The organism is Caballeronia sp. INML1, assembly GCF_023631085.1.
Taxonomy (GTDB): Bacteria; Pseudomonadota; Gammaproteobacteria; order Burkholderiales; family Burkholderiaceae; genus Caballeronia; species Caballeronia turbans.
Map to the genome: position 1 here is coordinate 89059 of NZ_JALQDT010000056.1, position 23984 is coordinate 113042.

The 23984-nt window shown below is 61.5% G+C and carries 20 protein-coding genes, 1 pseudogene and 1 other annotated feature; of the genes and pseudogenes, 13 read left to right on the forward strand and 8 right to left on the reverse strand.

Going from position 1 to position 23984, the window contains the following annotated elements:
- Positions 1–21 precede the first annotated feature (21 nt).
- Positions 22–455 (reverse strand): annotated as a pseudogene (locus NCR38_RS21455) (IS3 family transposase); the annotation flags it as partial.
- Positions 234–351, reverse strand: a sequence feature (AL1L pseudoknot). It overlaps the preceding pseudogene by 118 nt.
- 379 nt (positions 456–834) lie before the next feature.
- Between NCR38_RS21455 and NCR38_RS21460 the strand changes: the two are divergent.
- Together NCR38_RS21460 and NCR38_RS21465 are read left to right on the forward strand one after the other, a co-directional pair.
- Positions 835–1527 (forward strand): alpha/beta family hydrolase, encoded by a 693-nt coding sequence (locus NCR38_RS21460; protein WP_061119038.1) that lies wholly within the window; start codon positions 835–837, stop codon positions 1525–1527.
- Between the two features lie 781 nt (positions 1528–2308).
- Positions 2309–2563, forward strand: coding sequence for a hypothetical protein (locus tag NCR38_RS21465; protein ID WP_143756355.1), 255 nt, complete (start codon positions 2309–2311; stop codon positions 2561–2563).
- 364 nt (positions 2564–2927) lie between these two features.
- On the opposite strand, the gene NCR38_RS21470 is transcribed toward NCR38_RS21465, so the two are convergent.
- Both NCR38_RS21470 and NCR38_RS21475 read right to left on the reverse strand, forming a co-directional pair.
- On the reverse strand, positions 2928–3719 hold the full coding sequence (locus NCR38_RS21470) for a DUF2182 domain-containing protein (RefSeq protein ID WP_061119036.1): 792 nt from the start codon (positions 3717–3719) through the stop codon (positions 2928–2930).
- A gap of 2 nt (positions 3720–3721) precedes the next feature.
- Complete coding sequence (locus NCR38_RS21475) at positions 3722–4324, reverse strand: DUF1326 domain-containing protein (RefSeq protein WP_061119035.1); 603 nt, start codon at positions 4322–4324, stop codon at positions 3722–3724.
- A 598-nt stretch (positions 4325–4922) separates the two neighbouring features.
- Here NCR38_RS21475 and NCR38_RS21480 point away from each other — a divergent pair.
- The 7 genes from NCR38_RS21480 (at position 4923) to NCR38_RS21510 (ending at position 11990) form a co-directional block, all read left to right on the forward strand.
- On the forward strand, positions 4923–6014 hold the full coding sequence (locus tag NCR38_RS21480; protein ID WP_061119033.1) for an ABC transporter ATP-binding protein: 1092 nt from the start codon (positions 4923–4925) through the stop codon (positions 6012–6014).
- Positions 6001–7125: an ABC transporter ATP-binding protein gene (locus tag NCR38_RS21485; RefSeq protein WP_061119032.1), complete on the forward strand. Its 1125-nt coding sequence runs from the start codon at positions 6001–6003 to the stop codon at positions 7123–7125. The genes NCR38_RS21480 and NCR38_RS21485 overlap by 14 nt, the downstream gene beginning before the upstream one ends.
- Positions 7122–8018: a carbohydrate ABC transporter permease gene (locus tag NCR38_RS21490; RefSeq protein ID WP_061119031.1), complete on the forward strand. Its 897-nt coding sequence runs from the start codon at positions 7122–7124 to the stop codon at positions 8016–8018. The genes NCR38_RS21485 and NCR38_RS21490 overlap by 4 nt, the downstream gene beginning before the upstream one ends.
- Positions 8008–8820, forward strand: a complete 813-nt coding sequence (locus tag NCR38_RS21495; protein WP_061119094.1) for a carbohydrate ABC transporter permease — start codon at positions 8008–8010, stop codon at positions 8818–8820. Before NCR38_RS21490 ends, NCR38_RS21495 begins: the two co-directional genes overlap by 11 nt.
- Positions 8820–9101, forward strand: coding sequence for a DUF2160 domain-containing protein (locus tag NCR38_RS21500; protein ID WP_061119030.1), 282 nt, complete (start codon positions 8820–8822; stop codon positions 9099–9101). Before NCR38_RS21495 ends, NCR38_RS21500 begins: the two co-directional genes overlap by 1 nt.
- Positions 9102–9203: 102 nt before the next feature.
- Entirely contained in the window at positions 9204–10943 is a 1740-nt protein-coding gene (locus NCR38_RS21505) for an ABC transporter substrate-binding protein (protein ID WP_061119029.1), read from the forward strand.
- A gap of 411 nt (positions 10944–11354) precedes the next feature.
- Positions 11355–11990: an NAD(P)-dependent oxidoreductase gene (locus NCR38_RS21510; protein ID WP_250477568.1), complete on the forward strand. Its 636-nt coding sequence runs from the start codon at positions 11355–11357 to the stop codon at positions 11988–11990.
- Positions 11991–12367: 377 nt separating this feature from the next.
- Here NCR38_RS21510 and NCR38_RS21515 read toward each other — a convergent pair whose 3' ends face one another.
- From NCR38_RS21515 to NCR38_RS21525, 3 genes are all read right to left on the reverse strand, one after another.
- The gene (locus tag NCR38_RS21515) at positions 12368–13552 is read right to left on the reverse strand and encodes a right-handed parallel beta-helix repeat-containing protein (protein WP_061119028.1); all 1185 of its coding nucleotides are present in this window, start codon (positions 13550–13552) and stop codon (positions 12368–12370) included.
- Between the two features lie 514 nt (positions 13553–14066).
- Entirely contained in the window at positions 14067–17138 is a 3072-nt protein-coding gene (locus tag NCR38_RS21520; protein WP_250477569.1) for a transglycosylase domain-containing protein, read from the reverse strand.
- Between the two features lie 651 nt (positions 17139–17789).
- Positions 17790–18245, reverse strand: coding sequence for a DUF2934 domain-containing protein (locus NCR38_RS21525; RefSeq protein WP_061119027.1), 456 nt, complete (start codon positions 18243–18245; stop codon positions 17790–17792).
- A gap of 1005 nt (positions 18246–19250) precedes the next feature.
- Here NCR38_RS21525 and NCR38_RS21530 point away from each other — a divergent pair.
- The 4 genes from NCR38_RS21530 to NCR38_RS21545 all read left to right on the forward strand — a co-directional run bounded on the left by NCR38_RS21530 (position 19251) and on the right by NCR38_RS21545 (position 21298).
- Complete coding sequence (locus tag NCR38_RS21530) at positions 19251–19427, forward strand: hypothetical protein (protein WP_250477653.1); 177 nt, start codon at positions 19251–19253, stop codon at positions 19425–19427.
- Between the two features lie 142 nt (positions 19428–19569).
- On the forward strand, positions 19570–20145 hold the full coding sequence (locus NCR38_RS21535; protein WP_061119025.1) for an HdeD family acid-resistance protein: 576 nt from the start codon (positions 19570–19572) through the stop codon (positions 20143–20145).
- A 52-nt stretch (positions 20146–20197) separates the two neighbouring features.
- On the forward strand, positions 20198–20620 hold the full coding sequence (locus NCR38_RS21540) for a PRC-barrel domain-containing protein (RefSeq protein ID WP_250477570.1): 423 nt from the start codon (positions 20198–20200) through the stop codon (positions 20618–20620).
- A gap of 78 nt (positions 20621–20698) precedes the next feature.
- A complete protein-coding gene (locus NCR38_RS21545; RefSeq protein ID WP_061119024.1) occupies positions 20699–21298 on the forward strand; it encodes an Hsp20/alpha crystallin family protein in 600 nt (199 codons plus the stop codon).
- A gap of 908 nt (positions 21299–22206) precedes the next feature.
- Here NCR38_RS21545 and NCR38_RS21550 read toward each other — a convergent pair.
- Together NCR38_RS21550 and NCR38_RS21555 are read right to left on the reverse strand one after the other, a co-directional pair.
- A complete protein-coding gene (locus tag NCR38_RS21550; RefSeq protein ID WP_061119091.1) occupies positions 22207–22563 on the reverse strand; it encodes a host attachment protein in 357 nt (118 codons plus the stop codon).
- 84 nt (positions 22564–22647) lie between these two features.
- Positions 22648–23862 (reverse strand): alkene reductase, encoded by a 1215-nt coding sequence (locus tag NCR38_RS21555; protein WP_250477571.1) that lies wholly within the window; start codon positions 23860–23862, stop codon positions 22648–22650.
- Positions 23863–23984: the final 122 nt, after the last annotated feature.

Below are 23984 nucleotides of genomic sequence, written 5' to 3' on the forward strand. Positions count from 1 at the left end.
TCTCCCGAGGGCATGCATGGCTACAGCGACCTGCTTCATGAGCCGTTCGACCGTGCAGCGAGCCACCGCGATACGCTCTCGGTTCAGCTGCTTCCAGACTTTATCCGCTCCATAGACACGCATGTTGGCTTGCCAGATACGCTGGATCTCGGGCCGCAGGCGTTCATCGCGTATGGCACGAGCGCAGCGGCGCGACGCCCGCGAAGCTGCGCAGCATGGCGCCGGTAGCCCGACGGAGCAATCCGCAAGACCTTGCAGATCGGCTCGACCCCCGAAGGTGTCGCGATGCTGATCGATGAAGGCCTTCAGGACTTCAGGCGGCGGTCGAGCTCCGCCTGGGCGAAAAACGCACTCGCCAGTTTCAGAATCTCGTTGGGGCGGCGCAGTTCCTTGACTTCACGCTCCAGCGCCTTAAGATGTTCGCGTTCCGACGTGCTCACCCCCTCGCGCTCGCCGCCCGAAAACCCGGTCGTAATCGCGCAATGGCGGCAATGCGGTGGCCTCCGGATTGAGCTTTTGATCACAGCCGAATTCATTGGAGCATCCCGGTGAGACGCGCCTCCTCGATGCACCTGAGCATCTTTTTCGGCGGGGTGCCGTGAACTTCCTTTAACGCTGATTGCAGTGTCGCAACAGCTTGCTGACAATGATGCAGGCGTGCTGATACCCAGATGTCTCAAAGCGCGGATGACGTTGCGGCCCACAGGTCGGGCTTGCGGTCGTCAACCGACACATCGCGACTGCGGCGCCGTTCACGATAGGCGCACGCTCCATCCCCGATGCCTCATTGATGCAGAATCGGCGCAAAGGCCACAACGACACGACCTGAATACGATGGACGACCCAGAATCGCTTTCCCTGGCACTGCCCGACGGCACTAAGGTCTCCGCGCTCCTCCGAGTGCCGGAGGACGCGCGAGCCCTGTATGTCTTCGCGCACGGCGCCGGGGCGGGCATGCAGCACACCGGCATGTCGTCATTGGCCGACGCGCTTGCGGCCGCCAATGTCGCCACATTGCGCTACCAGTTTCCGTACATGGAGCGGGGCTCCAAGCGGGTGGACTCGCCGGCCGTGGCACATGCTGCCGTGCAGGCAGCCGTCGCAGAGGCGCGCCGGAGGCTGCCAGCCCTGCCGCTCTTCGCGGGCGGCAGGTCGTTCGGCGGCCGCATGACGTCCCAGGCCCAAGCCATCTCCCCGCTCGAGGGCGTGCGTGGCCTCGCTTTCGTCGCGTTCCCGCTGCACCCGGCGGGCGCGCCCGGCGTAGAGCGGGCACACCACCTGGCGGACGTCACGGTACCGATTCTCTTCCTGCAAGGCACGCGCGACAAGCTGGCCGAGCTTCACCTGCTGAGGTCGGTCGTTCAGACGCTGGGGCCACGCGCCACGCTGCATGTGGTGGACGACGCAGATCATTCGTTCCACGTGCGCGCGTCCTCCGGCCGGACCGACGCGGAGGTTGTGCTCGAGCTGGCACGGACGATGTCGGCGTGGTTCTTCGCCGAAGGAGAGTTCGTGCGCGTTACCTGAGCAAGCACAGGAATGCTTGTAGCAGAGTCGGGACGGCGAGCCGGCGAACTCGCCGTGCTGGACTCGCCCGCTCAATCCCTTCGCTATCCGGAGACGGTCTGTCGCATAGCCACGATAAGCGACGCCTGTCGCGTCGGCGACGTTTTCCCAGTGGCGAGTGAAAACTAGGGCAATCAATCCTCGTCAACTTATATAGGCCCGCTTGGCGAACCTATGTCGATCTAATCGTCGCGTTCTCTGCTGGTATGGCCCTAATCCTTGGCGCGATCGGATTGGCGTTTCATTGGCTTCCAGGCTGACGACTGCGCTGGTCCTCTGATCTTCTGCCAACAGCGAGTCTCGGTGCTACTTCCAATGTCAGAAGTAGCATCTGGGGCCGATGCCGACCCTGAACTGCCGTTCGAATCTGCGCAGCCGTAACGGTCGGTCCCAAGTTGTAGCCGCCCATCATTCAGCTACGATCCCCAGCCAGCGCTTCCCAGGATCAAGGCAAAACTCTTCGCCCTGAATTTTTCCGACGACGAGTTCAATCCCGACTCGCTACAGGTCCTCGAGAGACTTGTTCCGACGCTTCAGCAGGGCCGGTTCGTCGTGCAGCAGGGCACATCGTCGTCGCCGGGACATTTCACCATGACGCGTCCCGACCTGTGGGCGCAGCATGTGGGCGGATTCTTGCAATGGCTGGGCGATACGCCCTCACAAACAGGCAGTAGCGCTGCCCTATAGGTACGAAAGAACGGTCGCCTTCGACGAGCATCGGCATCGGCATCGGCATCGGCGGATGGAGCAATACTCGCCCCAGTGCCGAATGACCGTGTGCCGGGTTGACCTGTATTCGGAGAGTCCAAGCAACGCCACGGACGAAGGTATCGAGTCGGGCGAACTGATGCGCATTTTGCCAGACTACTGGCGTCCCGCCGACGTGTGGGCCATATCGACGGCGCGTTCGTCAGCATCTGCGAAAGTGCGCGTGGCCGTGGATTTTCTGCGCAATCAACTCAGCGCGGGTTCATTCGCGTTGCGGCGGCTGTCGTGAAACTCGTCAGCCAGCGATTCTTAGCCGGGCAGCTGCATTTGTCGTGCGCGCGACGCAATGTAGGTACCAGGCCAGCTCGAGTCGATCCAGTTCGGTCCGCCAAGCGGAGTCAATGGCCGTCCTGAGTTCCTTCGACCATGCGCCAGGGACGCCTACTTGGGCCGCACACCGGGAGGAAGTCAAAGGTCACGAAGTCTGCTCATGCAGTCTCGCTGCCTGAGGAATCGCGGTGGTAGCGCGTCGTCGACGACGAAATCGTTGGGCTTGATCTTCAACTTTGCGGATCTTCTTTTTCGCTCTTGTGCAGGAAACGGGAAGGCATGCAGAGGAAGCTACGTAAGGTCGAGCCGATGTTGGCATCTACTCAGACGATACGGGCATTCCACACCACGATCCCTGCGGACCACACAAGCAACGCGACACCGAGCGGCTTGCCGATGAACTTTCCCAAGCGCAAATTCTTCTCGGCCGCCATGATCGCACCCAGCGCAAGCATCCAGCCAACGCTTCCTGTGCCGACGGCGAACATCAGCAACATGAGCGCCCAGCAACAGCCGATGCAGAAAACGCCGTGTCTCGCCCCGAGCAGAAAGCTCTCGCGGCACGGATTCCGGCCGTGCCAATGCTCGATGAGGAACATGAGCGGCGAGCGGCATTTGTCAAGACAACGGTGTTTGAACGTGCTGAATTGATAGACGCCAGCCAGCGCGACGATGGCGGCGCCGATCAGCCACCCCTCCGCGAGCAGCGTCGTCGATCGCTCCACGAGCAGATGGAGTGCGGCATCGAAGCCATGCGCGACAAGCCCGAACGCGGCCCATGCAGCCGCGTAACCAGAGATGAGCAACGCGACTAGCGTGCGCCCTTTGGTGCGTGAGAGGGTCATCCGCCTGAAGCAGTCGAACAAAGGAAAAGCGGTCGGCAACATCATCGCCGCGATCATCAGGAGCCATGCGGCGCTGTGCAGCGACGCTACGATCGTGACGCTGGCAGCGGGCACCGCGCGACATATCGGGCCAACGCCCGGCAGTTCGCTCCAGCTCGCATGATGCAGGTAGCGCGCATACGGCCCAGCATCCCACGACCATAGCGCGATCCACGCACTTGCTATCAAAGTGGAAAAGAGCAACGCGAAAAGCCGCGAGCGAAGGCGCATCTTCACGACGTAAAGCTGAACGATCCCTGAATGGCGTTATGCCCCGTCAAGTCGAGATCAAGATTGAGGGCTTCGTGTCGCAGCCGAAACGAGTTCGCCCGGCCGACGAAGGCGGGCGATCCGGGTATCGTCGAGAAGATGCTATCGACAAGTTTCGTTGGCTCTCCCGTTGGACCCCGATAGGGCTCCAGTTCGGCCTCGATGGTTTCGCCGACCTTCATCCTGCCCTTGCCGTCGACGACCGAATATTCAATCACAGCCCGTTCCACCGATACCATCTCGCCGATCAATTTCACGATATCCGCAAGCGGTCCACCGCGTTCGCCACGGTGCGCGCTCACCAGCGCGTTGAATTGCGCCTCGCTTGCTTGCTCGTCGACATACATTGCGACGCGCCAACCGCCTTTCAGCACGTTGCCAGGAATGAACGCGGCGAACGCGACCGTCACCCCGGACACATCGATATCGTCGATCAAGCCTTGCTCGTAGTGGTAGGCGATCGCGCTCCGGCATATGCCGTTGTCGGGATCTTCCCCAATCCAGCACGGACATAGCACGTTGCATTCGCACACTTCAAGAATGCTGCCCCTCACTCGATAGCTCATATGCGCCTCGTTTGCTGGTTGACTTCAGCCACGAAGAACGTCGTGGGACACTTCTTGTTGTAGGTGTTAAGCGGTCGGGAATCAAAGTCTCCCGAGAAGCGTTTGAATTAAGGGGTTTATTCAGTCACTGCCTTTTCCGCACCGCGAAAAAGCGAGCGGCTGCGTGGGGCAAGCTCGAGCCCGGGGGCTACATGCGTTTCGTCCGACTTCCGTGATCCCCTCTCGTTGCCAGCTTCCGTCAATGCGGTTACCGAGACCATCTGCTCAGCTCGAACCTTCAGATCATCGATGATCCCCAGACGCTCATCCTCTCGCTCCAAGTTCATGCTCGCCACTTCGTCCAGCCGCTTTTGGCTCCGAGCATCTTTGCGATACCGAAAATCGTATTGACAAAGCTCGGTGCTGCCATCCTCGATCTCCCCCACCCGCCGACGATGTTCTCTAATTCTTCCTGTCGTAAGGTTTACCCCGATTTAAACAAAAACCAACAAAAGGGACATTTTGGCTGCTGCATGTAATCGATGTGCAACCCAACTGACGCCACCTTAAAGCGCCGGCTTCTGCGACTGGCGTCGCGCACGCCGCAAAGGAGAGCGATTTGGTCCTGGAACTGGAGCGAGTCAGTGTCGTTTCTGGCGGGCAACCGTATCTTTACGGCGTGGATTTGCGCCTCGTCCCCGGCGCCATCAATGTGCTTCTCGGACCCACGCAGGCTGGCAAAACCGCGCTGATGCGCGTCATGGCGGGTCTGGACAGGCCGAACGGCGGCCGAGTGCTCGTCGACGGCCAGGACGTGACAGGCGTCAGCGTGCGCCAGCGCAATCTCGCGATGGTCTATCAGCAGTTCATCAACTACCCGGCGATGACAGTTTCCGAAAACATCGCCTCGCCTTTGCGCCTGCAAAAAACCGACCCTGCCGAAATCCGCCGGCGCGTGCAGGAAGTCGCAGCCAGACTGCATATCGACCATTTGCTGGAGCGGCGGCCAGGTGAACTGTCGGGCGGCCAGCAGCAGCGCTGCGCGCTCGCGCGCGCACTCGTGAAGCGCACGTCGCTGGTGCTGCTCGACGAGCCGCTCGTGAATCTCGATTACAAACTGCGCGAGGAATTGCGCATGGAACTGTCTACGCTCTTCGCTGACGGCAAGACGACCGTCGTCTACGCGACCACCGAACCTCTCGAAGCGCTACTGCTGGGCGGCTATACGGCAATCGTCGATAAAGGCCGGGTTCTGCAGTTCGGTCCCACTCTCGATGTCTATAACGCACCGGTCAACGTCGCGGCCGCGGCCGTTTTCAACGACCCGCCTATGAACATGCTGACGAGCGACTGCGGCAACGGCCGCGCGCGTCTGCCGATCGGCGTGGAGGTTCCAGTCCAGCACGGTCCCGCGGCGAACGGCGCATGCCGCATCGGCATCCGGCCGGGGCACCTGCGTCTTCAGGCGAAGTCCTCTCATGCGATCGCCGTTCCGTGCCGGCTCGAACTCGCTGAACTGAGCGGCTCGGAAACGTATCTGCACTTGCGCACGCTCACCGGCGCGGTCGACCTGGTTGCGCAGTTGCAAGGCGTGCATCAGATCGAGCTCGGCACGCAGCTCGACGTTTTCATCGACCCTGACGAACTGTTTGTGTTCGGCGCGGATACCCAACTGGTGTCCAGCCCGGAGGCGGCTTATGGCGTGCATTGAGTTCCAGAATCTCGCGCACGCGTACAGACCGAGCCCCGCGACTCTCGACGACTACGCGCTTCAACCCATGAGCATGGTCTGGGATGCCGGCGGCGCTTATGCGTTGCTCGGGCCATCGGGTTGCGGCAAGACCACGCTGCTGAATATCGTGTCGGGGCTCGTCAAGCCGTCGGAGGGCAAGGTGCTGTTCGACGGACGCGACGTGACGGCGCTCGGCGCGCGCGAGCGCAACATCGCCCAGGTGTTCCAGTTCCCCGTGGTCTACGACACGATGACCGTGTTCGATAACCTCGCGTTTCCGCTGCGCAATCGCAAGATGTCAGCCGCCGAGGTCACGAAGCGCGTGCACGAAGTCGCGGATATCCTCGATATGACGCGCGACCTGCCGAACAAGGCGAGCAATCTGGCCGCCGACGCCAAGCAGAAAATCTCGCTTGGGCGCGGCCTCGTGCGAAAGGACGTCGCGGCGATTCTCTTTGACGAACCGTTGACTGTGATCGACCCCGCGATGAAGTGGATCCTGCGGCGGCAGTTGAAGAAGATCCACCAGCAACTCAAGCTCACGCTTATCTACGTGACGCATGATCAGGTAGAAGCGCTGACTTTCGCCGATGAAGTCGTGGTGATGACAAATGGCCGCGTCGTTCAGAAGGGCGGAGCCGATGCGCTTTTTCTGCGGCCGGATCACGCGTTTGTTGGCTACTTCATCGGCAGTCCGGGCATGAATCTCTGTCCGATCGAGCTCGACGCCGACGGCGCAAGAATCGGCTCGCAGCGCTTGCCGCTCGACGCCGGTACGCTTGCGACGCTACGTGGCGCGCATCAGCAGGCAAACGGCGCGCTCAAGCTTGGGATTCGCCCGGAATTCGTCCGCCTTTCGCAAGAAGGAGGAGCCGGCGCGGTCAACGCGCGGGTGCTGCGCGCGCAGCAGCTCGGCAACTATCAACTGGTTACCGCGCAATGCGACGGCAATGTGTTCAATGCAAGGCTCGAGCCGCATGTGCGGGTTGTCGACGGACCTGCCTGGCTGCATCTCATTGCGCCCGAAACCGTGTTCTTCTGCAATGACGAAAGAATCGAAACACGCATCTCCGAAGGGGCCGCGCGATGAACAAGCCCGTCAATCAGAAAGCGTGGTTGCTGGTCATTCCGGTGTTCATCTGCGTCGCGTTTTCCGCGATCCTGCCGCTGATGACGGTGGTCAACTATTCGGTGCAGGACATCATCGGCCCGACGCAGCATGTGTTCGTCGGTACGGAGTGGTTTCGCAACATCATGACCGACCCGGATTTGCGCGAAGCGCTCGGCAGACAGGTCATTTTCTCCGCGTGCGTTCTGCTGTTTGAGATTCCATTGGGCGTGGGCCTCGCACTTTCGATGCCGGCTTCGGGATGGCGCGCATCGGCCACGCTCATCGTGCTTGCCATGCCGTTGCTGATTCCATGGAACGTGGTGGGCACGATCTGGCAGATCTTCGGGCGCCCGGATATTGGACTGCTCGGTTACTGGCTCAATGGTCTTGGCTTCGACTACAACTACACGGCGAGTCCCACGGCCGCATGGCTCACCGTGCTGGTGATGGACATCTGGCACTGGACCCCGCTCGTCGCGCTGCTCTGCTATGCGGGCTTGCGGGCGATTCCGGACGCCTTCTATCAGGCCGCGGAAATAGATGGCGCAAGCCGTTTTGCGGTATTCCGCTACATCGAATTGCCGAAGATGCGCGGCGTGCTGATGATCGCCGTGCTGCTCCGCTTCATGGACAGCTTCATGATCTATACCGAGCCGTTCGTGCTGACGGGCGGCGGTCCCGGCGACTCCACAACCTTCCTCAGTCAGTATCTGACACAAAAAGCGGTCGGCCAGTTCGATCTTGGCCCGGCCGCGGCTTTCTCGCTGATCTATTTCCTGATCATCCTGCTTCTGTGCTTCATTCTCTATAACTGGATGAGCCGCGTGGGCAAAGGTGGCCTCGCCGCGCAAGGAGACGACCATGCAGGATAGGCGCCGCTGGACGCGGACGTTGATGCTCGTCGTCTATATGCTGTTTGCGCTGATACCGCTTTACTGGATGTTCTCGATCTCCCTGCGCACAAACGAGGAGACCATGTCGACGTTCGCCACGCTGCCGCAGCACGTGACGTTCGAAAACTACAAGGTGATCTTCACCGATCCTTCGTGGTACTGGGGCTACATCAATTCGATCATCTACGTGCTGATGAACACCGTGATGTCGGTGCTGGTCGCGCTGCCCGCCGCGTACGCGTTCTCACGTTATCGATTTCTCGGCGACAAGCACATGTTCTTCTGGCTGCTCACCAACCGCATGACGCCGCCCGCCGTATTTTTGCTGCCGTTTTTCCAGCTCTATTCGAGCGTCGGCCTGACCGACACGTACATTGCCGTCGCACTTGCGCACATGCTGTTCAACGTGCCGCTTGCGGTGTGGATTCTCGAAGGCTTCATGTCGGGCGTCTCGCGCGAGATCGACGAAACCGCGTACATAGACGGCTATACGTTTCCCGCATTCTTCGTGAAAATCTTTCTGCCGCTCATCAAGTCGGGCGTCGGCGTCACGGCTTTTTTCTGCTTCATGTTCAGCTGGGTCGAACTGCTGCTCGCGCGCACGCTGACTTCGGTCAACGCGAAACCTATCGCTGCCGTGATGACGCGCACCGTGTCGGCGGCCGGCATGGACTGGGGCGTGCTGTCGGCGGCGGGCGTGCTGACCATCGTTCCAGGCGCGCTCGTGATCTACTTCGTGCGCAACTACATCGCGAAGGGTTTCGCGATGGGGAGAGTGTGATGTTCACGTGGATGTACTGGACGCCCGAGGTCGCAATCTTCTTCGGCTGCATCGTCGTTATGCTGGGCGGCATGACGGTATGGGAACTGCGCTCGCCGACTCATGAACGCAAGGGCTTTCTGCCTATCGCGACGACTCGCGGTGATCGCCTGTTCATCGGCCTGCTAGCTGCCGCGTATGTGAATCTCGCGTGGCTCGCAATCAGCGCCGAGGGATCGAGTTCCTGGCCGGGCTTCGCAGCCTCGGTGCTGGTGTTGCTCGCAATCATGTGGAAGGGCTAGAAAGCCGAAGCATGCAATGAAGACTGGCAACTGCCGGTTCCGCTGATGCCCCCAGCGGGCGCCGACAAGATCGAAGGGGCACGGAAGACACAGGAGAAGACCATGCATCAGAGGAGACGGATCGTCGCGCTGGCAGTGGCAAGCATCGTGTCTGGTGCCTTCGCGAACCAGGCTGTGGCGGGCACGCCTGAGGCGCAGAAATGGGTGGATAGCGAGTTTCAACCGAGCACGCTTTCGAAACAGCAACAGATGGACGAGATGAAATGGTTCATCGACACCGCGGCGAAACTCAAATCGCAAGGCGTCAAGGAAGTGCATGTAGTATCGGAAACGATTGATACGCATACCTACGAATCAAAAACGCTTGCCAACGCGTTTAGTGAAATCACCGGCATTAAGGTGAAGCACGACATCATTCAGGAAGGGGACGTCGTCGAGAAATTGCAGACCTCGATGCAATCCGGGCAAAGCATTTACGACGGCTGGATCTCGGACTCGGACCTGATCGGCACGCACTATCGCTATGGCGTGATCGTTCCGCTATCGGATTACATGGCAGGCGAAGGCAAGGAATATACGAACCCCGGTCTTGACCTGAAAGACTTTATCGGCACGAGTTTTACGACCGCGCCGGACAAAAAGCTTTATCAGCTTCCCGACCAGCAGTTCGCGAACCTTTACTGGTTCCGCGCGGACTGGTTCGCACGCAAGGACTTGCAGGACAAGTTCAAGGCGAAATACGGCTACGATCTCGGCGTTCCGGTCAACTGGTCCGCGTATGAAGACATCGCCGAGTTCTTTACGAACGACGTGAAAACTATCGACGGAGAAAAAGTTTACGGCCATATGGATTACGGCAAGAAAGACCCGTCGCTCGGCTGGCGCTTCACGGACGCATGGCTTTCCATGGCGGGCGCAGCCGACAAGGGCATTCCGAACGGCATGCCCGTCGACGAATGGGGCATTCGCGTGACGCCTGACGGCTGTCATCCGGTAGGCGCGTCGGTGTCGCGCGGCGGTGGCACCAACAGCCCGGCAGCAGTCTACGCGACGACCAAATACATCAACTGGCTCAAGAAATACGCGCCGCCAGAAGCGTCCGGCATGACTTTCAGCGAAGCGGGCCCTGTGCCCGCGCAAGGCCGGATCGCGCAACAGGTGTTCTGGTACACCGCGTTCACGGCGTCGATGCTCAAGCCGGGCAACGTTACGAATGCGGACGGCACGCCGAAGTGGCGCATGGCGCCGTCCCCGCACGGCGCTTACTGGAAGGACGGCATGCAAAACGGCTATCAGGACGTCGGCTCGTGGACGTTCTTCAAGTCGACGCCGCCGAATCAGCGCGCCGCCGCGTGGCTGTACGCGCAGTTCGTGACGTCGAAGAGCGTGTCGCTCAAGAAGTCGATTGTCGGTCTCACGTTCATTCGCGACTCCGACATTCATAGCGACTACTTCACGAAAAACGCGGACAAGTACGGCGGCTTGATCGAGTTCTATCGCAGCCCTGCGCGCGTCGCGTGGACGCCGACCGGCAACAACGTGCCCGACTATCCAAAGATGGCGCAACTCTGGTGGAAGAACGTTGGCACCGCCGTCGCCGGCGAAAAAACTCCGCAGGCTGCAATGGATAACCTCGCGAAGGAAATGGACCAGGTGTTGGCCCGTTTGCAGCGGGCCGGCATGAAGGTTTGCGCGCCGGAGCTGAATGCGCAAAGCGATCCGTCCAAGTGGCTGTCGGACCAACACGCGCCGTGGAAGGCGCTCGCCAACGAAAAGCCGAAGGGCGAAACAGTGAAGTATGAGCAACTGCTGTCGGCGTGGAAGGCGGGCAAGGTGCGGTAAGTCTTCTGACGGGGCTCGGTGCTCTTATGAATGGGCGGCACTTGATGGTGCCGCCTTTTATTATCGCGTCCCGTTGAAGAACTGCATCCGCACCAGCGCGGCGCCCACGTCGAGACGCTGCATGCAGTTGCGATCCGCGCCATCCGGTCGCCGATCACGGTATTGCCTGCCAAGCAGCGACGATTTGCGTCGACGCTAGGTCACCATGTTATGAAGATGCGGACAACATCTGGCCGCAGAACTTATGAAATGTGCTTTCGCAACTTCCGGAAAGATCGAGCCGTCAAGCGCTGAGCGAGGCCTCATGCGTCCAGCATCCTGAAAGGCGGCTCGAGTTCTTCGCCATTAAGCCGCGCAATGGCCCAATCGACTGCGAAGTAGGCCGCCGCGCGGTCAGACGCGAAACGACCGATGCCCGAGCACGCCTTCGCGCTGATGATGGCGTTGCGCCGCAATCTCGTGCCGTATTGGCGTGACATTTACGCCGGAGGCGGGAGCGGCTCGCCCACCTTCTATGCGGAACTGCATCCGGTCGTGGATCTCTACGGCTCGACGCTTGGCATCATCGGGTCGGGGCATGGCGGCAAGCGCATCGGCCAACTCGCCGAGGCGTTCGGCATGCGTGTGCTCTTCGCCGACCGCAAGGGCGCAACTGCGGTCCGTCCCGGCTACTCCGCATTCGACGAGGTGCTGCGCGAGTCCGATGTGATCAGCCTGCATTGTCCTCTCACGGAAGAAACGCGGCATCTTTGCGGGATAGGCGAATTCGAGCGGATGAAGCGTACTGCATCGCTCGTGAACACGGCGCGCGGCGGGATCGTCGACGAAGCTGCGCTCGTCGAGGCGCTCGATCGCAAACTGATCGCCAACGCCGCGTTCGACGTGCTGGAGCAGGAGCCGCCTGCGCCCGATCATCCGCTGCTGCGCAATCCCCGAGCCGACTTGATCGTAACGCCGCACGTCGCATGGCGTACGCAGGTAGCGATGAGCCGGCTGGTGACGCAGTTGGCCGCGGGCATCGAGGAGCACTATGCGCAGGTAACGTAAGACGGAAAAGAGCGGTGGGCGTCGAATCGAACGCGCAACTGCGGCATCTGCGAGACACGTGGCGCATGCCGCCACTCGATCAATTGCCCAGGCCTCGGCTTGAGATTGGAAAACGCCATCCCGATCGACGTATCCCGTCGTCCCGGCGGGCAAGAGCTGAAGGCCTTTTTCTGGCTGCCGACCGATGTGGAGGCCAAGTATGCTGAAGACTTTTCACGACGGCGCCGACCGTATTTACGCCGCCGCTCATCGCAGGCTGCTTGCGCCCCCCGGCGCGCCCAGAACTGACAAACGGCTCACTTCCCGTAGCTGATGAGAGCGGTGAGAGCAATCGCATTGGGGGCGTGAATGACGGCGCAACTTCTCGGGTCGCACACTTAGCCGATGGTCGGGTTCACAACCGAGATGGTCGGGCCTGACGGTATCCAGTCACCCAGGTACCAGTTCTCCTTCCACACCGGATTTGTGCTCGTGATCGATCCCGTCACGATGTAGCCACTCGGCTCCAGGCCGCCGACGCTAAATGGGCCATCGTTCTGGCTGTTGTCGATATGGTTCGAGATGTGAATATCGACGGTCTTGGCGACCGGTCCCGCGAGCGATCCCAGATCGACCTGGATGCCCGGCCCCCCGCAGTCCAGCGTCTTCGGGTTGACGATCCTGATAGCCCGGAACACCGCCGAGTTGTCATTCGGCTCTATGTCGAGCCCCGCTTGAGGCGCTGTGCCAGCTATGTTCTGCCAGATAGGGTTGTTGAAAGTGATGGTGTCGCCCGAAGTGATAGTCACACCCTGGCGACGACAGCCGTCCGCGAGATGGTTGTTTATCGTGACGGACTTGCTCGTCACGCCGTCCGCGACGTAGCTGTTGGCGATGTATATGCCGTCACCCCAGCAGTCGATGGTTGTCGGCGAGGTAATCGTGACGTTCGAGCTGCCGGCGATCGAGATGCCCATGCCCCACTCGCCCGACGTGGCCGCATTAAGCGACTTGCTGCCGTCGAGGTACGGCGACTCGATTTTCACGTCGCTCACATCCCAGATGCGCAGCATCTGATACCAGTCAGTATTGTGAGCGAGCATCTTGATCGAAGCGCCCTGCGCAAACCGTATGTGGGTGTTCGAGCGCAGCGTGAGGCCCGTGCTGTCTATCCGGCTTTGCCCGGTGATCAGCAGAATCTGTCCGACTGACCCGTCGATCGCGGCTTGCAGCGCAACGCGGTCGTTCGTGATCCCGTCGCCTTTCACGCCGAAGGACGCGTCAAGCAAGACGCCGTTCAAACTGGCGTTGCTCGCGCTCTGCGAGCTGGTGCCGGAGCCCGTGCCCGGACCGGTCTCGTTCGCGCTCTGAGGACTAGCGGCCGGGCTCGGACTGACGTTGCTCGTGCCCTGCGAGCCGGCGGTCGTGCTCGGGCTTGTGTTGTTTGACGAGCTCGCCGCAGTCGACGAATTCGACCCGCCACCACCACATGCAGTTAGCGCGAGCGAGCCGGCGCCCAGGACGAGCGTCGAAAGGAATCTGCGACGCATCGAGCTGGGAATATCGTAACGTGTCGAGGCCATGAAAAATTCCCCCGCATGGCGAATGCGCGACTCGCTAGGGTTCAATTGATTTGCGCTTCAGAAGGTAAGGCGACAGGCGACGAGGAAATGTCTGGCCGCTTATTTGGTTTACGGCGCGAAACTCGAAGTCCTTAGGAATGCAAGTTCACGACAAGGTATCGCGCGTCTGAAAGTCATCCTGTCGAGGATGAGGCGTCTGGTGCATGAATCTGTTAGCTCGAACACGGCGCTGCTTGCCTTGCTGATTCAGCGCGAGCGTGTGCGCAGCTTCGTGCCTGTCGATTTGAAATGAACGATCGGGACGGTCCGCGCAATCCGGCATCGCTGGATCCCGCAGGCGCCGGATTGCAGGTTCAGGGGATGCCGCGCGTGTATCACGCGAGCACGCAGGATCGACATCGTCGGATGATCGCCCGTTCGCATTGGGCCAGGGCGCAATTCACGCCATACCGGACCCTCGGAAAACACCACTTCCGGCAAGCGGCATCTGCGCCTGGCATCCTGACGCGCGCTTCTACCGGGATTCCGGTTTCGCTTCGCCGGCGGCTCCAGCCGCCTGTCCGTCGGCCAGTAGAGGCTGCAGCGCCGGCCCGAGCGACTTCAGCAACTGCACGGCGAGCGCGCTTGTGAAGTCGTAATGCGCGGCGTAAGGCTCGCGGACGTAGGCCGTGATCGTGCCGAAGAAGCGCTCGCCGATCACGAAGACGAACGTGGCCGTCCTGTTCACCTTGCGCGATTCGATGAGACGCCGGCCGCGGGCATACACGTTGAAGCGCTGGTCGCCGGTGCCCGTCTTGCCGGAGACGTCGAGTGCGCGGCCATCGGGCAATGTCAGGCCATCGGCGAGACGCTTCGCCGTGCCGCCCTCGACCACGTCGCGCAGGAGCCGTTGAACCACCGTTGCGATCTCGGGCGCGAGCAACGGCTTCGCCGGCGCGCTCACCTGGGTGAACCGGGTCTCAAACGGTGTATCTTTCGCGAATTCGAGCGTCGAGATGCGCTGCGTGGCGAGACCCTGGCCACCGTTCTCCACGATACCGACCAGTTGCGCGAGCGCCTCCGGACGGTCGCCCGAAGCCCCGATCGCGGTAGCAAAGGAAGGCGTAACCGATGAGAACGGGTAGCCGAGCGCGCGCCACGCTTTCGTGATCTGCGCATACGCCTGCAACTCGACCATGCGCTTGATGCGTCTGTCCTGCGTCGCGTGATAGCGTGTCTTGAAGAGCCATGAATAGGCGGTGGCGCGCGCATCGCGGCTCGCCTCCTGCAAGTCAGTCAGCGTCGCAAGCGGATGCGATCGCAGATAGTTCAGCGTCCACAGTTCAAGCGGATGCACGCTCGCGATATACCCGCGATCGTTGAGATTGAACTTGTCGACGCCGTATTTGACGTAGAGCTTCGCCAGGTCCTCGTCCGTGATCGACGCGGACGGCGTGCCGCGCAGCGCCGCGCGCATGCGGACATCGAACCACGCCTGCGGCTCGTCGGGTGCGACGCTTCTCAACACCGTTGCGAGCTTCGGCGGCGACTTGCGCACGTCGCGCAACAGCAGCGCAAGAGCCTCGTCTGCAGTCCGGAGCCGGTATCTGGTGTAGAAGCGGTTCATGTACACGCGGCTCTCCGCGTCGGCGAAACGGGTCAGGTAGGCGTGACGCACCACCGGATCGTTGAGCCAGTCCGACGACGGCCCCGCCGCCTCGACCATTTCGTAATGGACGATATCGCGCATCAGGCGCACGAACACGAGATTCACTGAATGCTGGAACGCGCTCTCCACGGTGAGCACGCGCGAGTTGTCGGTCGCCTCGAAGTTGGAGAAGGCCTGTGCGCCGCCACCGGTGTAGAAAGTCTCGCCGGCGCCCGCGGAATACTTGCGCGCGACGGCAGCATCGAGCATCGCGGGGAGCGAGCGGTCCGGGGTCTTCGCGAGATAGTCGAGCGCCCAGCGCGTCAGGACATCCTGGCGGTCGGGCGTCACGACTCGCAACTGCGCTGCGCTCATCGCCCCATAGCGCGCGTGCAGCGCCGCGACGATCTGCAGGTAGGTGATAACCGTGCGCATCTTGGCTGTCGAGCCCAGGTTGAGTCGCCCGCTGCGGCTGATGTCGAAAGGTTCGTTGACGCTGTCGGTCTGCACGCGCACGAGGTTCGAGCCGCCTTTGCGCTCCATCAGCGTGAAGCTGTACGAGATGTTCGAAGGATTATCGCGGGGCCGCAGCATGTGATAGCCGAATAGCCCGGCATCCGCCGCGCCATCGCGGGTGGCCGCGCTCGCGAGCCGCTCGCTCACGGCCCGCTGCACCGCGTCGTCGAGCGTGGCGGTGACGCTGAGGTCGAGACGGTCGAGATCGTAGAGGCTGGAAACGCCCAGCATCGTAAGCAGGTTCGAGCGCAGCGCGGTCACGCCCTTACGCGCGACGAACGACACCGCCGCGCGACGATGCGGCGCCGGATTCAGTTCGAGCGGCACGGCAAGCGCCGTGTCGCGCAGCGCCGGGGCGATAATGCCGTTCGCCCCGAGCAGGCGCAGGTAGCTGTCGGTGCGGCGCTCGAGCTCCGGGCTGCCCGGGCGCAGAAAGCGCGATGGCGCGCGCTGCGCAATCATCAGCGATAGCGCCTGTTTGAACGCGAGCGCCTGCGCATCGAGCATGTCGGCCGAAACTGGTGCGTTAAGGATGCGGTTGTATTCGTCGAAGTCGCGTCCGTACCACGCGGCCATGCCGTCTGGAAGCCCGTTGATCTCGCCGATGCCCGGCCGCGCCGCAAGCGGCACTGAGTTCAGATAGCGCACGACGAGCTGGCGGCGCGCGGGCATCGTCTGCGGGCCCTCGAGATACGCACGCACGGAAGCCGATGCGATCTGGCGGAGCTTCTCCGGCGGCGACGCCGTGCGTCCGCCCGACGAGTGGCGGAACTTCTCGATCTGGGTCGCCAGCGTGCTGCCGCCCGGTTGCGGGGCATGCTTGTCGACGACTCGCAGGCCCTGGTCGAAGAGTGCGCGGCCCAAGCGTCCCCAGTCGATTGCCGGATTGCGGTTGGGCAGGCTGTTGTCGAGCAGGCTGCGATCCTCGATGAACAGCAGTGCATTGACGATGACCGGCGGAATGGACTCGAAGCTCTCGTAGGCGAGACCGGGACTCGAAGCGCTGTAAAGCGGGTTGCCGCGCGAATCGAGCAGTGCAAGCCCGGCGCGGTCCTTCTCTTCATAGGGAACGAAAAGGCCCCGATCGGCCATTGACAGCATGGCTGCCGAGCCGCGCGCCTGCGCGGTGACGGCAAACCCGCGCGCAAGGAGCCGCTCCTCGAACGACGGCAGCAACGCATAGCCGAGCCGCACATCATAGGGTCCGGCGGACGCCCGCGGAACGCTGGCGCTGGGTCCCTCGCCGACAGAAAAGCCGATCTCGCGCCCCAACTCCGACAAGTAACGGGCCTGCCGAAGCGAGGTCTGCATTTCGATCTGCGTCATGCGCACCGCCACCGCGCAAATGATCACGCTCGCGATGGCGAAAAACCATGCGATCCAGCGCCTGGCAGGCCTGACGCGCGACGCGCGCAAGAGTTCATCATCCAGCGGCCGGCTCATGACGCCTTCTCCCGTGCGCACGACGTCTTTGTTCTACATCAACGAGTGTAGTGCAGGAAATGCAGACCGCTCAGACAGGAATCTGCACGGAAGCTCTGGGCTCAATGTCGGGCGCCACGCGAGGCAGTGTTTGGCGCTCCAAAGCACTGACGCTCCACTGAACACGCCGTTATCGGTCCTCCTTTGAAAAAGGCTCGTGCTTTCACATGGCAGGTACGTAGGACGCTGCCCACTTCAATATTTTCTTCCGTTATCTGCCCAAGTAAAAAGCATGTATCTGACGCTCGAGAAGTTTTGATGAAATGAAAAGCAATTCTCTCCTCCAAATTGTCGCGCCACAGGCCAGTGCAGGATTCCAGATTGCAGTCGAAATACGTTGATGTCGTCGAGTGGCTCGAAGGCGAGCAATGCCTGGCGCGCAGAGATCGAGATTTGATGGGATCCATCGACCCGTGCGCATGCACTGCGACGCAGCACGCTAAAGAGGCGTCGGCGCTGGCATTCTTCAGTTGGCGGGCTGCCGGCCGCACGAGTAACTCCCAGCTACGTCCGTTTTGTTCGACCCTCAGCTGGGCTGCACTGACCGACCTGAAGATCACACTGCTAGGCGGTTATTTCGCCGTACGGCCCGGACAACCGGGCGCGCGGCACTCACTGAGCCTGGAAATCCACAAGCCGACGCCAATATTCATCTTGCCGCCCCTCGGGACTTCCTTCTTGCTGCCACAAAACGTAGGCCCGCTCCCGAAGATGCTGGTCAAGAGCGCGATGCCAATACTCTTGCGCATACCCTTCAGGGCGCCCGTCCTTCTCCCAGAGCAAATACGCGCGTTCCCGAACCGCCTGTTCTAAACCGAGCTTCGTCTCTGAGTTTTTCTCCAGGTCATCGCCGTAGGGAGCCATCTGCCCGCCCCGACTAATATGCATCCTGGCCGTCAGGGTGCCGAGTTCAGCATCGGGGACAAGCCGGCCGTGGGCGGCTGCTTCGAGCGCCTTGGCTTGGTATTCCGAGTCGTGCGCGGCGTTGCCCGAATCACTTAGGGTAATCGGGTACGTGTGCAGCACCGTGCCGCTGCGGTCTACTACGTCAACCAATCGATCATTCATGACTGCCTTCCTGGTGTTTGTCCGTTTGATGTAAAGGTTCGGACTGGTTCGCCGGGTCGTTTTCGATCCCGACCGTATCGGTGTTGCGGTTATCGTGCCTTTGAGCACACGTGCCCGGTCGAAGAAAAGACGGCTGAGCCAGCAGGGCCAAGCAGCCCGTCCATCGGGACTTGCCGGCGATTTGCCCAAGATTCAGTGACCCCGCCATAGCGCAGCGGTTTCTGGCTCCTTGCGCGTCGACTACTTCCGAGATTAGTGCCGCCTTTGAAAAGTCACGAAAACATGTCAGCGGCGGCCGAATATCGATTTTTCGAACTTCCAGTCAGGCCTGCGTGTGCGTTTCGCCGTCGACTGAAAGATAATTTCCTAGGCATCGACATGTGCCCGGAAACATGTGCGATGCCTGACGGCATCGCAACTGCGGCCCGCATTCGAGAAAATCGAGAGCCACGATCAGATGGTCATACTGTTTGCAGGAAATCGCTACTTTTGCGCCGTCGATCTGCCTGACCCAACAATGAGATTGCCGAGCCGCGCCTGACGAGCCAGTTGGTAGACAGTCTCATTTCCGAAAAGGATGGTATCTCGGAAGCCAATCGCATCACTACCTCTGACGACCGACCGACAAAGTGAGGGCCGTTGCTCACTGTACACCCTATCCACCGCATAAAAGCGGTTTATTAGGTCCCCCTATTGGATGCGCGGTTTCAAGGGGTCGAGCGGCCCGAAACGGGCACTGCCGGCCTCGACGCGAACCATATGTCACGGATCGCCGTATAGGAGCCAATTGGTGATCGGCGCATAGGCGCCAGCGGAGGGTCGGCGTATAGGCGCCACCTGTGCCATGTGGCAGAACGCGGTTCGAACTCTCCCAACTGGGCACGCTTCGCTCTTTTCTGAGAAGCGCCCAGGGCCAACCGGAGGTTCGAATTGTTTGAGTACCGCCAAGTCCTTGTCCGTATGCGGCAAGGCGATTCCGACCGCGACATAGCGCGCGCCGGGCTCATGGGCCGCAAGAAGCTCACTCCGACACTCGAACCCTTTCGCGACCAGATCAGTAGCTGGAGCAAGCCCTCGTTCACCGGCTGCCCGCAACGTCACTGGGCAATGCCGGACCCATATCGATTCGCCTTGCGCATCACCGCCTACGATCTGTCGATGCGCTTTCGACTGGATCGGTGAGCGACCGACAAACGCAGAAGTCCGACACCTTTGGGCAGGAACTCGAAAGAAGAGCGCGCCTGGCGAACGTAGGCTTGACTAAACAAAAACTGCACGCGCTGTATTAGCCGGATACCGGCGATCCGGCTGAGGAACCCAACCGATGGACGAACTGCTCGGACGCGCATGGTGGATGCTCGCGCTGCGGGGCGCCGCGGGAATCCTTTTTGGCCTCCTTGCGCTCTTCTGGCCTGGTCTCACGCTGCTGCTTCTCGTCGCGATGTTCGCGGCGTATGCACTCATCGGAGGCGTCGCGGCGGTCAGCGCGGCGATAGGACATCGTTCGATCCGCACCGACTGGTGGATTCCCTTGCTGCTCGGCCTGTGCGCGATCGCTTCGGGCCTGATCGCCGTCGCGGCGCCGGGCGTCACGGCGCTCGTCTTGATCACCGTGATGGGCGCGAACGCCATTGTCACCGGAGTGCTCGACCTCATCGCCTGGGTTCGGCTGAAAAGGCACGGCCGCACGCAGTGGCTGCTGTTGTGCGTCGGTAGCCTGTCGGTCCTGTTCGGCATCTTCGTGGTGGCCTTCCCGGGTGCTGGAGCCGTTGCCCTCGTCTGGATGATCGGCACGTACGCCATCGTGACCGGCGCGCTTCTGTTCGTCCTGGGCCTCGGCGCACGGAATTGGCGCAGCGCTGTCCTTCGCGACAAGCAAAACACGCCGCAGCACTCATGAGCGCATCCTGCGCCCGGCGTACACGTATCCGTTGCGCGTTTTGGAGAACGCCATGATGACTAACCTCGCATCGGCCGCAAGGCTGTCGACATTTATCCTGGCGCTATCCGCTGGTGGCTTTGTGGCCAGCGGCGCGACCGCGCAGGATGCGCCCATCGCCGGCAAGGCGACGCTCGGAGTGACCGTCACCGAAGCGCAATTGGTCGCAACAGGCTGGCGCGCATCGAAGATGATCCACACTGATGTCTACAACGAAAAGAACGAAAAGATCGGCCGCGTCGACGACCTGATTGTCGCGCCCGATGGCTCGCTCTCGGCCGCGATTATCGACGTCGGCGGCTTTCTCGGGATGGCGGCGCACCGAGTCGCCATCCCCATTCAGCAGTTCAAGCAGATAGCGCCGAAGGCAATCCTGGTCGGCGCTAACAAGGATGCGCTGAAAAAGCTGCCGGAATTCGAATATGCAAAGGGCTGACGTCGGCCGCGAGCGCCAAGGCAGGAGTCACTGAAGATTCGGGCCGCTCTGACGGCTCATCGGACAAGGAGCATAGCGATGCTATTGGACCTCGATAAGTGGAACCCCTTCCGCTTCCTGCGCAAGAGCCCGGAGGAAAAGGCCGCGGGCGCGAAGCTGAACACCCCGCCCTCGCAGCAAGCCCCCGCGCCGTCGACCTCGGATGCGGGCGCGTCCACATGGCCAGCATCGTTCGATGCGGCGCGTTGGCCGCTGCCCGATCCCCTGCATCTTCTCACCGACCTGATACGCGATCCGTTCGGCGGGATGGGACCGATCGGCAACTGGTTCGGCGACTTCAGCCCCAGCCGCTTTCAGCCGCGCCTCGATGTGGTCGACGACGGCGACGCGCTTCGCATCGTGGCCGAGTTGCCAGGACTGTCGCGCGAGGACGTGGAGCTCGAAGTCGTTGAGGACATGCTGGTGCTGACCGGCGAGAAGCGCATCGAATCGAAGGGCGACGAGAAGGGCTGCTACCGGGTGGAGCGGGCGTTCGGACAGTTCCAGCGCGTGATTCCGCTACCCTCCGGCGTCGATCTAGAACGCGCCGAAGCGAATTTCGAGAACGGCGTGCTCACCGTGCGGGTGCCCAAAGCGGCGAATGAACCCGCCGCGAAGCGGCGCCTCGAGATCAAGTAGCGCGGTGCGCACACGGCGACATCGGAAACAGCTCGTCAGCTTCCATGGCCCTCGACGATATCCCGCATGAAGCCGTCAAAGATGGAAAGCGGCCGCGGTAGTGTCCGCACGAAAAGACAAAGCCGCAAATGTACCCACGGCTGGCGAAGCTTGACGCAGTCCACGCAATAGTCGATGGGCGTGTGGAGAATGCGGGCTCGCCTGGATGCGTGCAACCAGGGGTCATGATCGTACTCCTCGGACAGGTGCGCGCACGTGCGGATCAAGGTTGCGCTTACGCTCACACGCTATTCAGATAGCGATGCACCAGCGCCACAGCCCTTGCGCCCTCGCCGACTTCGCAGCTGGCGACGTACGTCACGGATCGATCAAGCGTGTTGCGTCGGCAGGACGCACCGTCATGGCTACAGCCTCAATCCTCGACGAGAACGGGCATGCAACGTCGCTCGGCAAGCTCGGCCTGTTCGCGAACAAGGACGGCGCGCTCGCATTTGCCGTTCGGTGTACAACCGCTTTCATCGACGGCGATGACATGCGCTGCCACCTTTTCAACTGTCTTCGCAGCGAGGCGCGCCGGCTTTCCGCCGTCTCGCCGGGACCCGGGCTACGCTGCCAACCGATGAACGTCGCTTCACCAACGGCGGGCCGAATACCGTGCAGGGACTTCGGCTCGTTATACCGGCGGGCACGTCAGTTGTGCAGGCCGCGGGCTGTGACGACCTCGGTGTGAATCACTCCATGCTCATAAGTGCGCCATTTGTCGCAGTCATTCCGGAGGGCGCGCAGTTGGCCAGGAACGCCGACAACGATTCCAAGGGGTGGGTCATCGCGCTCAGGAGGTGCGTACTTGGACAAGCCTCGCAAGAAGCGTTTGTAGCGGTCCCGAAATGGCATCTGGCAGGTCGCCGTCAATGCCTTTGCAGGTGCGCTTGAATCTCGCGCGCATCGAGGGCCGAGAGATCTTCGTCGATTTGTTCAAAAATCATTTGACGCGTCTCCTCGCTCAGACGCTCGCGCAGCATCCCGAGAAACTTCGGCTCCACGGCAAATCGCAATCGTTGATATCGGTGTTGAAGCCGTCCCTGTTCGACATAGTTGGCGACGGTCTTCGCGAATTTTTCGCGATCCTTCTCGCTGAGCGCCAGTCCACTCGGGACGATATTGACCAGGTCTTCGATTTCCCGCAAATCCAGTTTGAGTCCCGGTGTCTCAAAGAATCGTGCACGGCTGCCGTCGGCAACGACAACCCAGGTAGTGTCAGCCATATGAGCCTCTAAGTGATCGGTGGCCGGCTCGGCGCACATCGCAATCCTTGGGTGACGCATGAGAGCCCGCCGGCCAACGATTGCCTATCTCCAACGTCCGTCGATCACGGACCGTGGGGCCTCCCCACGCTCCTGCGCGAGCGACGGATAGTCGGTATACCCACGCTCGCCGCCTCCGTAGAACGTGGACGGATCCGGCGAATTGAGCGGAGCGCGCGACCGGAAGCGTTCCGGCAGGTCGGGATTAGCGATGAACAGGCGTCCAAACGCAATCAGGTCCGCGTTGCCGTCCTCGAGCCACCTTTCCGCACTGCTGCCGTCGAACCCGCCCGCGACCATCAGCACACCACGATAAGTGCGGCGTATCAGCTCGTTCATGCGTTTCGCGCGCTCCGTGAAGGCGACATCCTCGCCGGTTGCCGCCAGCGCGGGATTGACGATGTGCAGATAAGCCAGCCCGTATCGGTTGAGCTTCTCGATGACGTAAGAGAAGGTCGCCTCGGGATTGTCGTCATGCATGTCGTTGAAGGTGCCGAGAGGCGAGAGCCGTACGCCGACCTTTTCCGGGCCCCACACTTCGCAAACCGTTTCGATCACCTCGAAGAGCAGCTTCGCCCGGCGCTCGCTCGACCCGCCGTATTCGTCCGTGCGGCGGTTCGAGCCGGACAGCAGAAACTGGTCGAGCAGATACCCGTTCGCTCCGTGCACTTCGACGCCGTCCATACCGGCAGCCTTTGCGTTGCGCGCACCCCTGAAGTACTGGCGCACGAGATACGGCATCTCTTCGACCTGCAGCGCGCGAGGCGTGACGCAGGGCGCGACGACACCTTCGCCGCGCTCGTTCTCGATGAACGCCTCCGCTCTTGGCGTGACCGCAGACGGCGCAACGGGAAGCATTTCATCGGGCTGCAACGAGGGGTGCGATATGCGCCCGACGTGCCAGAGCTGCATGAACATCAACCCGCCCGCCTCATGCACGGCGTCCGCCACCAGCCGCCAGCCTTCGACCTGCTCGCGAGTATGAATCCCAGGCGTCCATGCATAGCCCTGCCCTTGCATCGACACCTGCGTCGCCTCGCTGATGATGAGCGCGGACGATGCGCGCTGCGCGTAATAGCAGGCGTTGAGCTGCGACGGTATGTTGCCTGGGCGGCTCGCGCGCGATCGCGTCAGCGGCGCCATTACGACACAATGACGCAGGTTGTGCGGTCCCACCTTTATGGGTTCGAACAGCTTGCGTAGTGCGATTTGCTCGTCGTGCTGCCCGGCTTTTCCCGGCGCGATTTCCGTATCAGGCATATATTTGCTCCTTGCTTTTGACTTGCCCCGAAGAGTGCTGCCATAGATGCATCGAAGCGTCGGCGTCAGATCACATCGGTAGGGATCCCGCTCTCGGCCAGTCTAGCCATCGCCCGCGCGCG

What these genes read in the sequence shown, in the direction of transcription:
- NCR38_RS21460 (WP_061119038.1), top strand. Translation starts at nt 835, where the DNA reads ATGGACGACCCAGAATCGCTTTCCCTGGCACTGCCCGACGGCACTAAG.
- NCR38_RS21465 (WP_143756355.1), top strand. Translation starts at nt 2,309, where the DNA reads ATGGAGCAATACTCGCCCCAGTGCCGAATGACCGTGTGCCGGGTTGAC.
- NCR38_RS21470 (WP_061119036.1), bottom strand. Translation starts at nt 3,719, where the DNA reads ATGCGCCTTCGCTCGCGGCTTTTCGCGTTGCTCTTTTCCACTTTGATA.
- NCR38_RS21475 (WP_061119035.1), bottom strand. Translation starts at nt 4,324, where the DNA reads ATGAGCTATCGAGTGAGGGGCAGCATTCTTGAAGTGTGCGAATGCAAC.
- NCR38_RS21485 (WP_061119032.1), top strand. Translation starts at nt 6,001, where the DNA reads ATGGCGTGCATTGAGTTCCAGAATCTCGCGCACGCGTACAGACCGAGC.
- NCR38_RS21490 (WP_061119031.1), top strand. Translation starts at nt 7,122, where the DNA reads ATGAACAAGCCCGTCAATCAGAAAGCGTGGTTGCTGGTCATTCCGGTG.
- NCR38_RS21495 (WP_061119094.1), top strand. Translation starts at nt 8,008, where the DNA reads ATGCAGGATAGGCGCCGCTGGACGCGGACGTTGATGCTCGTCGTCTAT.
- NCR38_RS21500 (WP_061119030.1), top strand. Translation starts at nt 8,820, where the DNA reads ATGTTCACGTGGATGTACTGGACGCCCGAGGTCGCAATCTTCTTCGGC.
- NCR38_RS21505 (WP_061119029.1), top strand. Translation starts at nt 9,204, where the DNA reads ATGCATCAGAGGAGACGGATCGTCGCGCTGGCAGTGGCAAGCATCGTG.
- NCR38_RS21510 (WP_250477568.1), top strand. Translation starts at nt 11,355, where the DNA reads ATGCCCGAGCACGCCTTCGCGCTGATGATGGCGTTGCGCCGCAATCTC.
- NCR38_RS21515 (WP_061119028.1), bottom strand. Translation starts at nt 13,552, where the DNA reads ATGGCCTCGACACGTTACGATATTCCCAGCTCGATGCGTCGCAGATTC.
- NCR38_RS21520 (WP_250477569.1), bottom strand. Translation starts at nt 17,138, where the DNA reads ATGAGCCGGCCGCTGGATGATGAACTCTTGCGCGCGTCGCGCGTCAGG.
- NCR38_RS21525 (WP_061119027.1), bottom strand. Translation starts at nt 18,245, where the DNA reads ATGAATGATCGATTGGTTGACGTAGTAGACCGCAGCGGCACGGTGCTG.
- NCR38_RS21530 (WP_250477653.1), top strand. Translation starts at nt 19,251, where the DNA reads ATGGGCCGCAAGAAGCTCACTCCGACACTCGAACCCTTTCGCGACCAG.
- NCR38_RS21535 (WP_061119025.1), top strand. Translation starts at nt 19,570, where the DNA reads ATGGACGAACTGCTCGGACGCGCATGGTGGATGCTCGCGCTGCGGGGC.
- NCR38_RS21540 (WP_250477570.1), top strand. Translation starts at nt 20,198, where the DNA reads ATGATGACTAACCTCGCATCGGCCGCAAGGCTGTCGACATTTATCCTG.
- NCR38_RS21545 (WP_061119024.1), top strand. Translation starts at nt 20,699, where the DNA reads ATGCTATTGGACCTCGATAAGTGGAACCCCTTCCGCTTCCTGCGCAAG.
- NCR38_RS21550 (WP_061119091.1), bottom strand. Translation starts at nt 22,563, where the DNA reads ATGGCTGACACTACCTGGGTTGTCGTTGCCGACGGCAGCCGTGCACGA.
- NCR38_RS21555 (WP_250477571.1), bottom strand. Translation starts at nt 23,862, where the DNA reads ATGCCTGATACGGAAATCGCGCCGGGAAAAGCCGGGCAGCACGACGAG.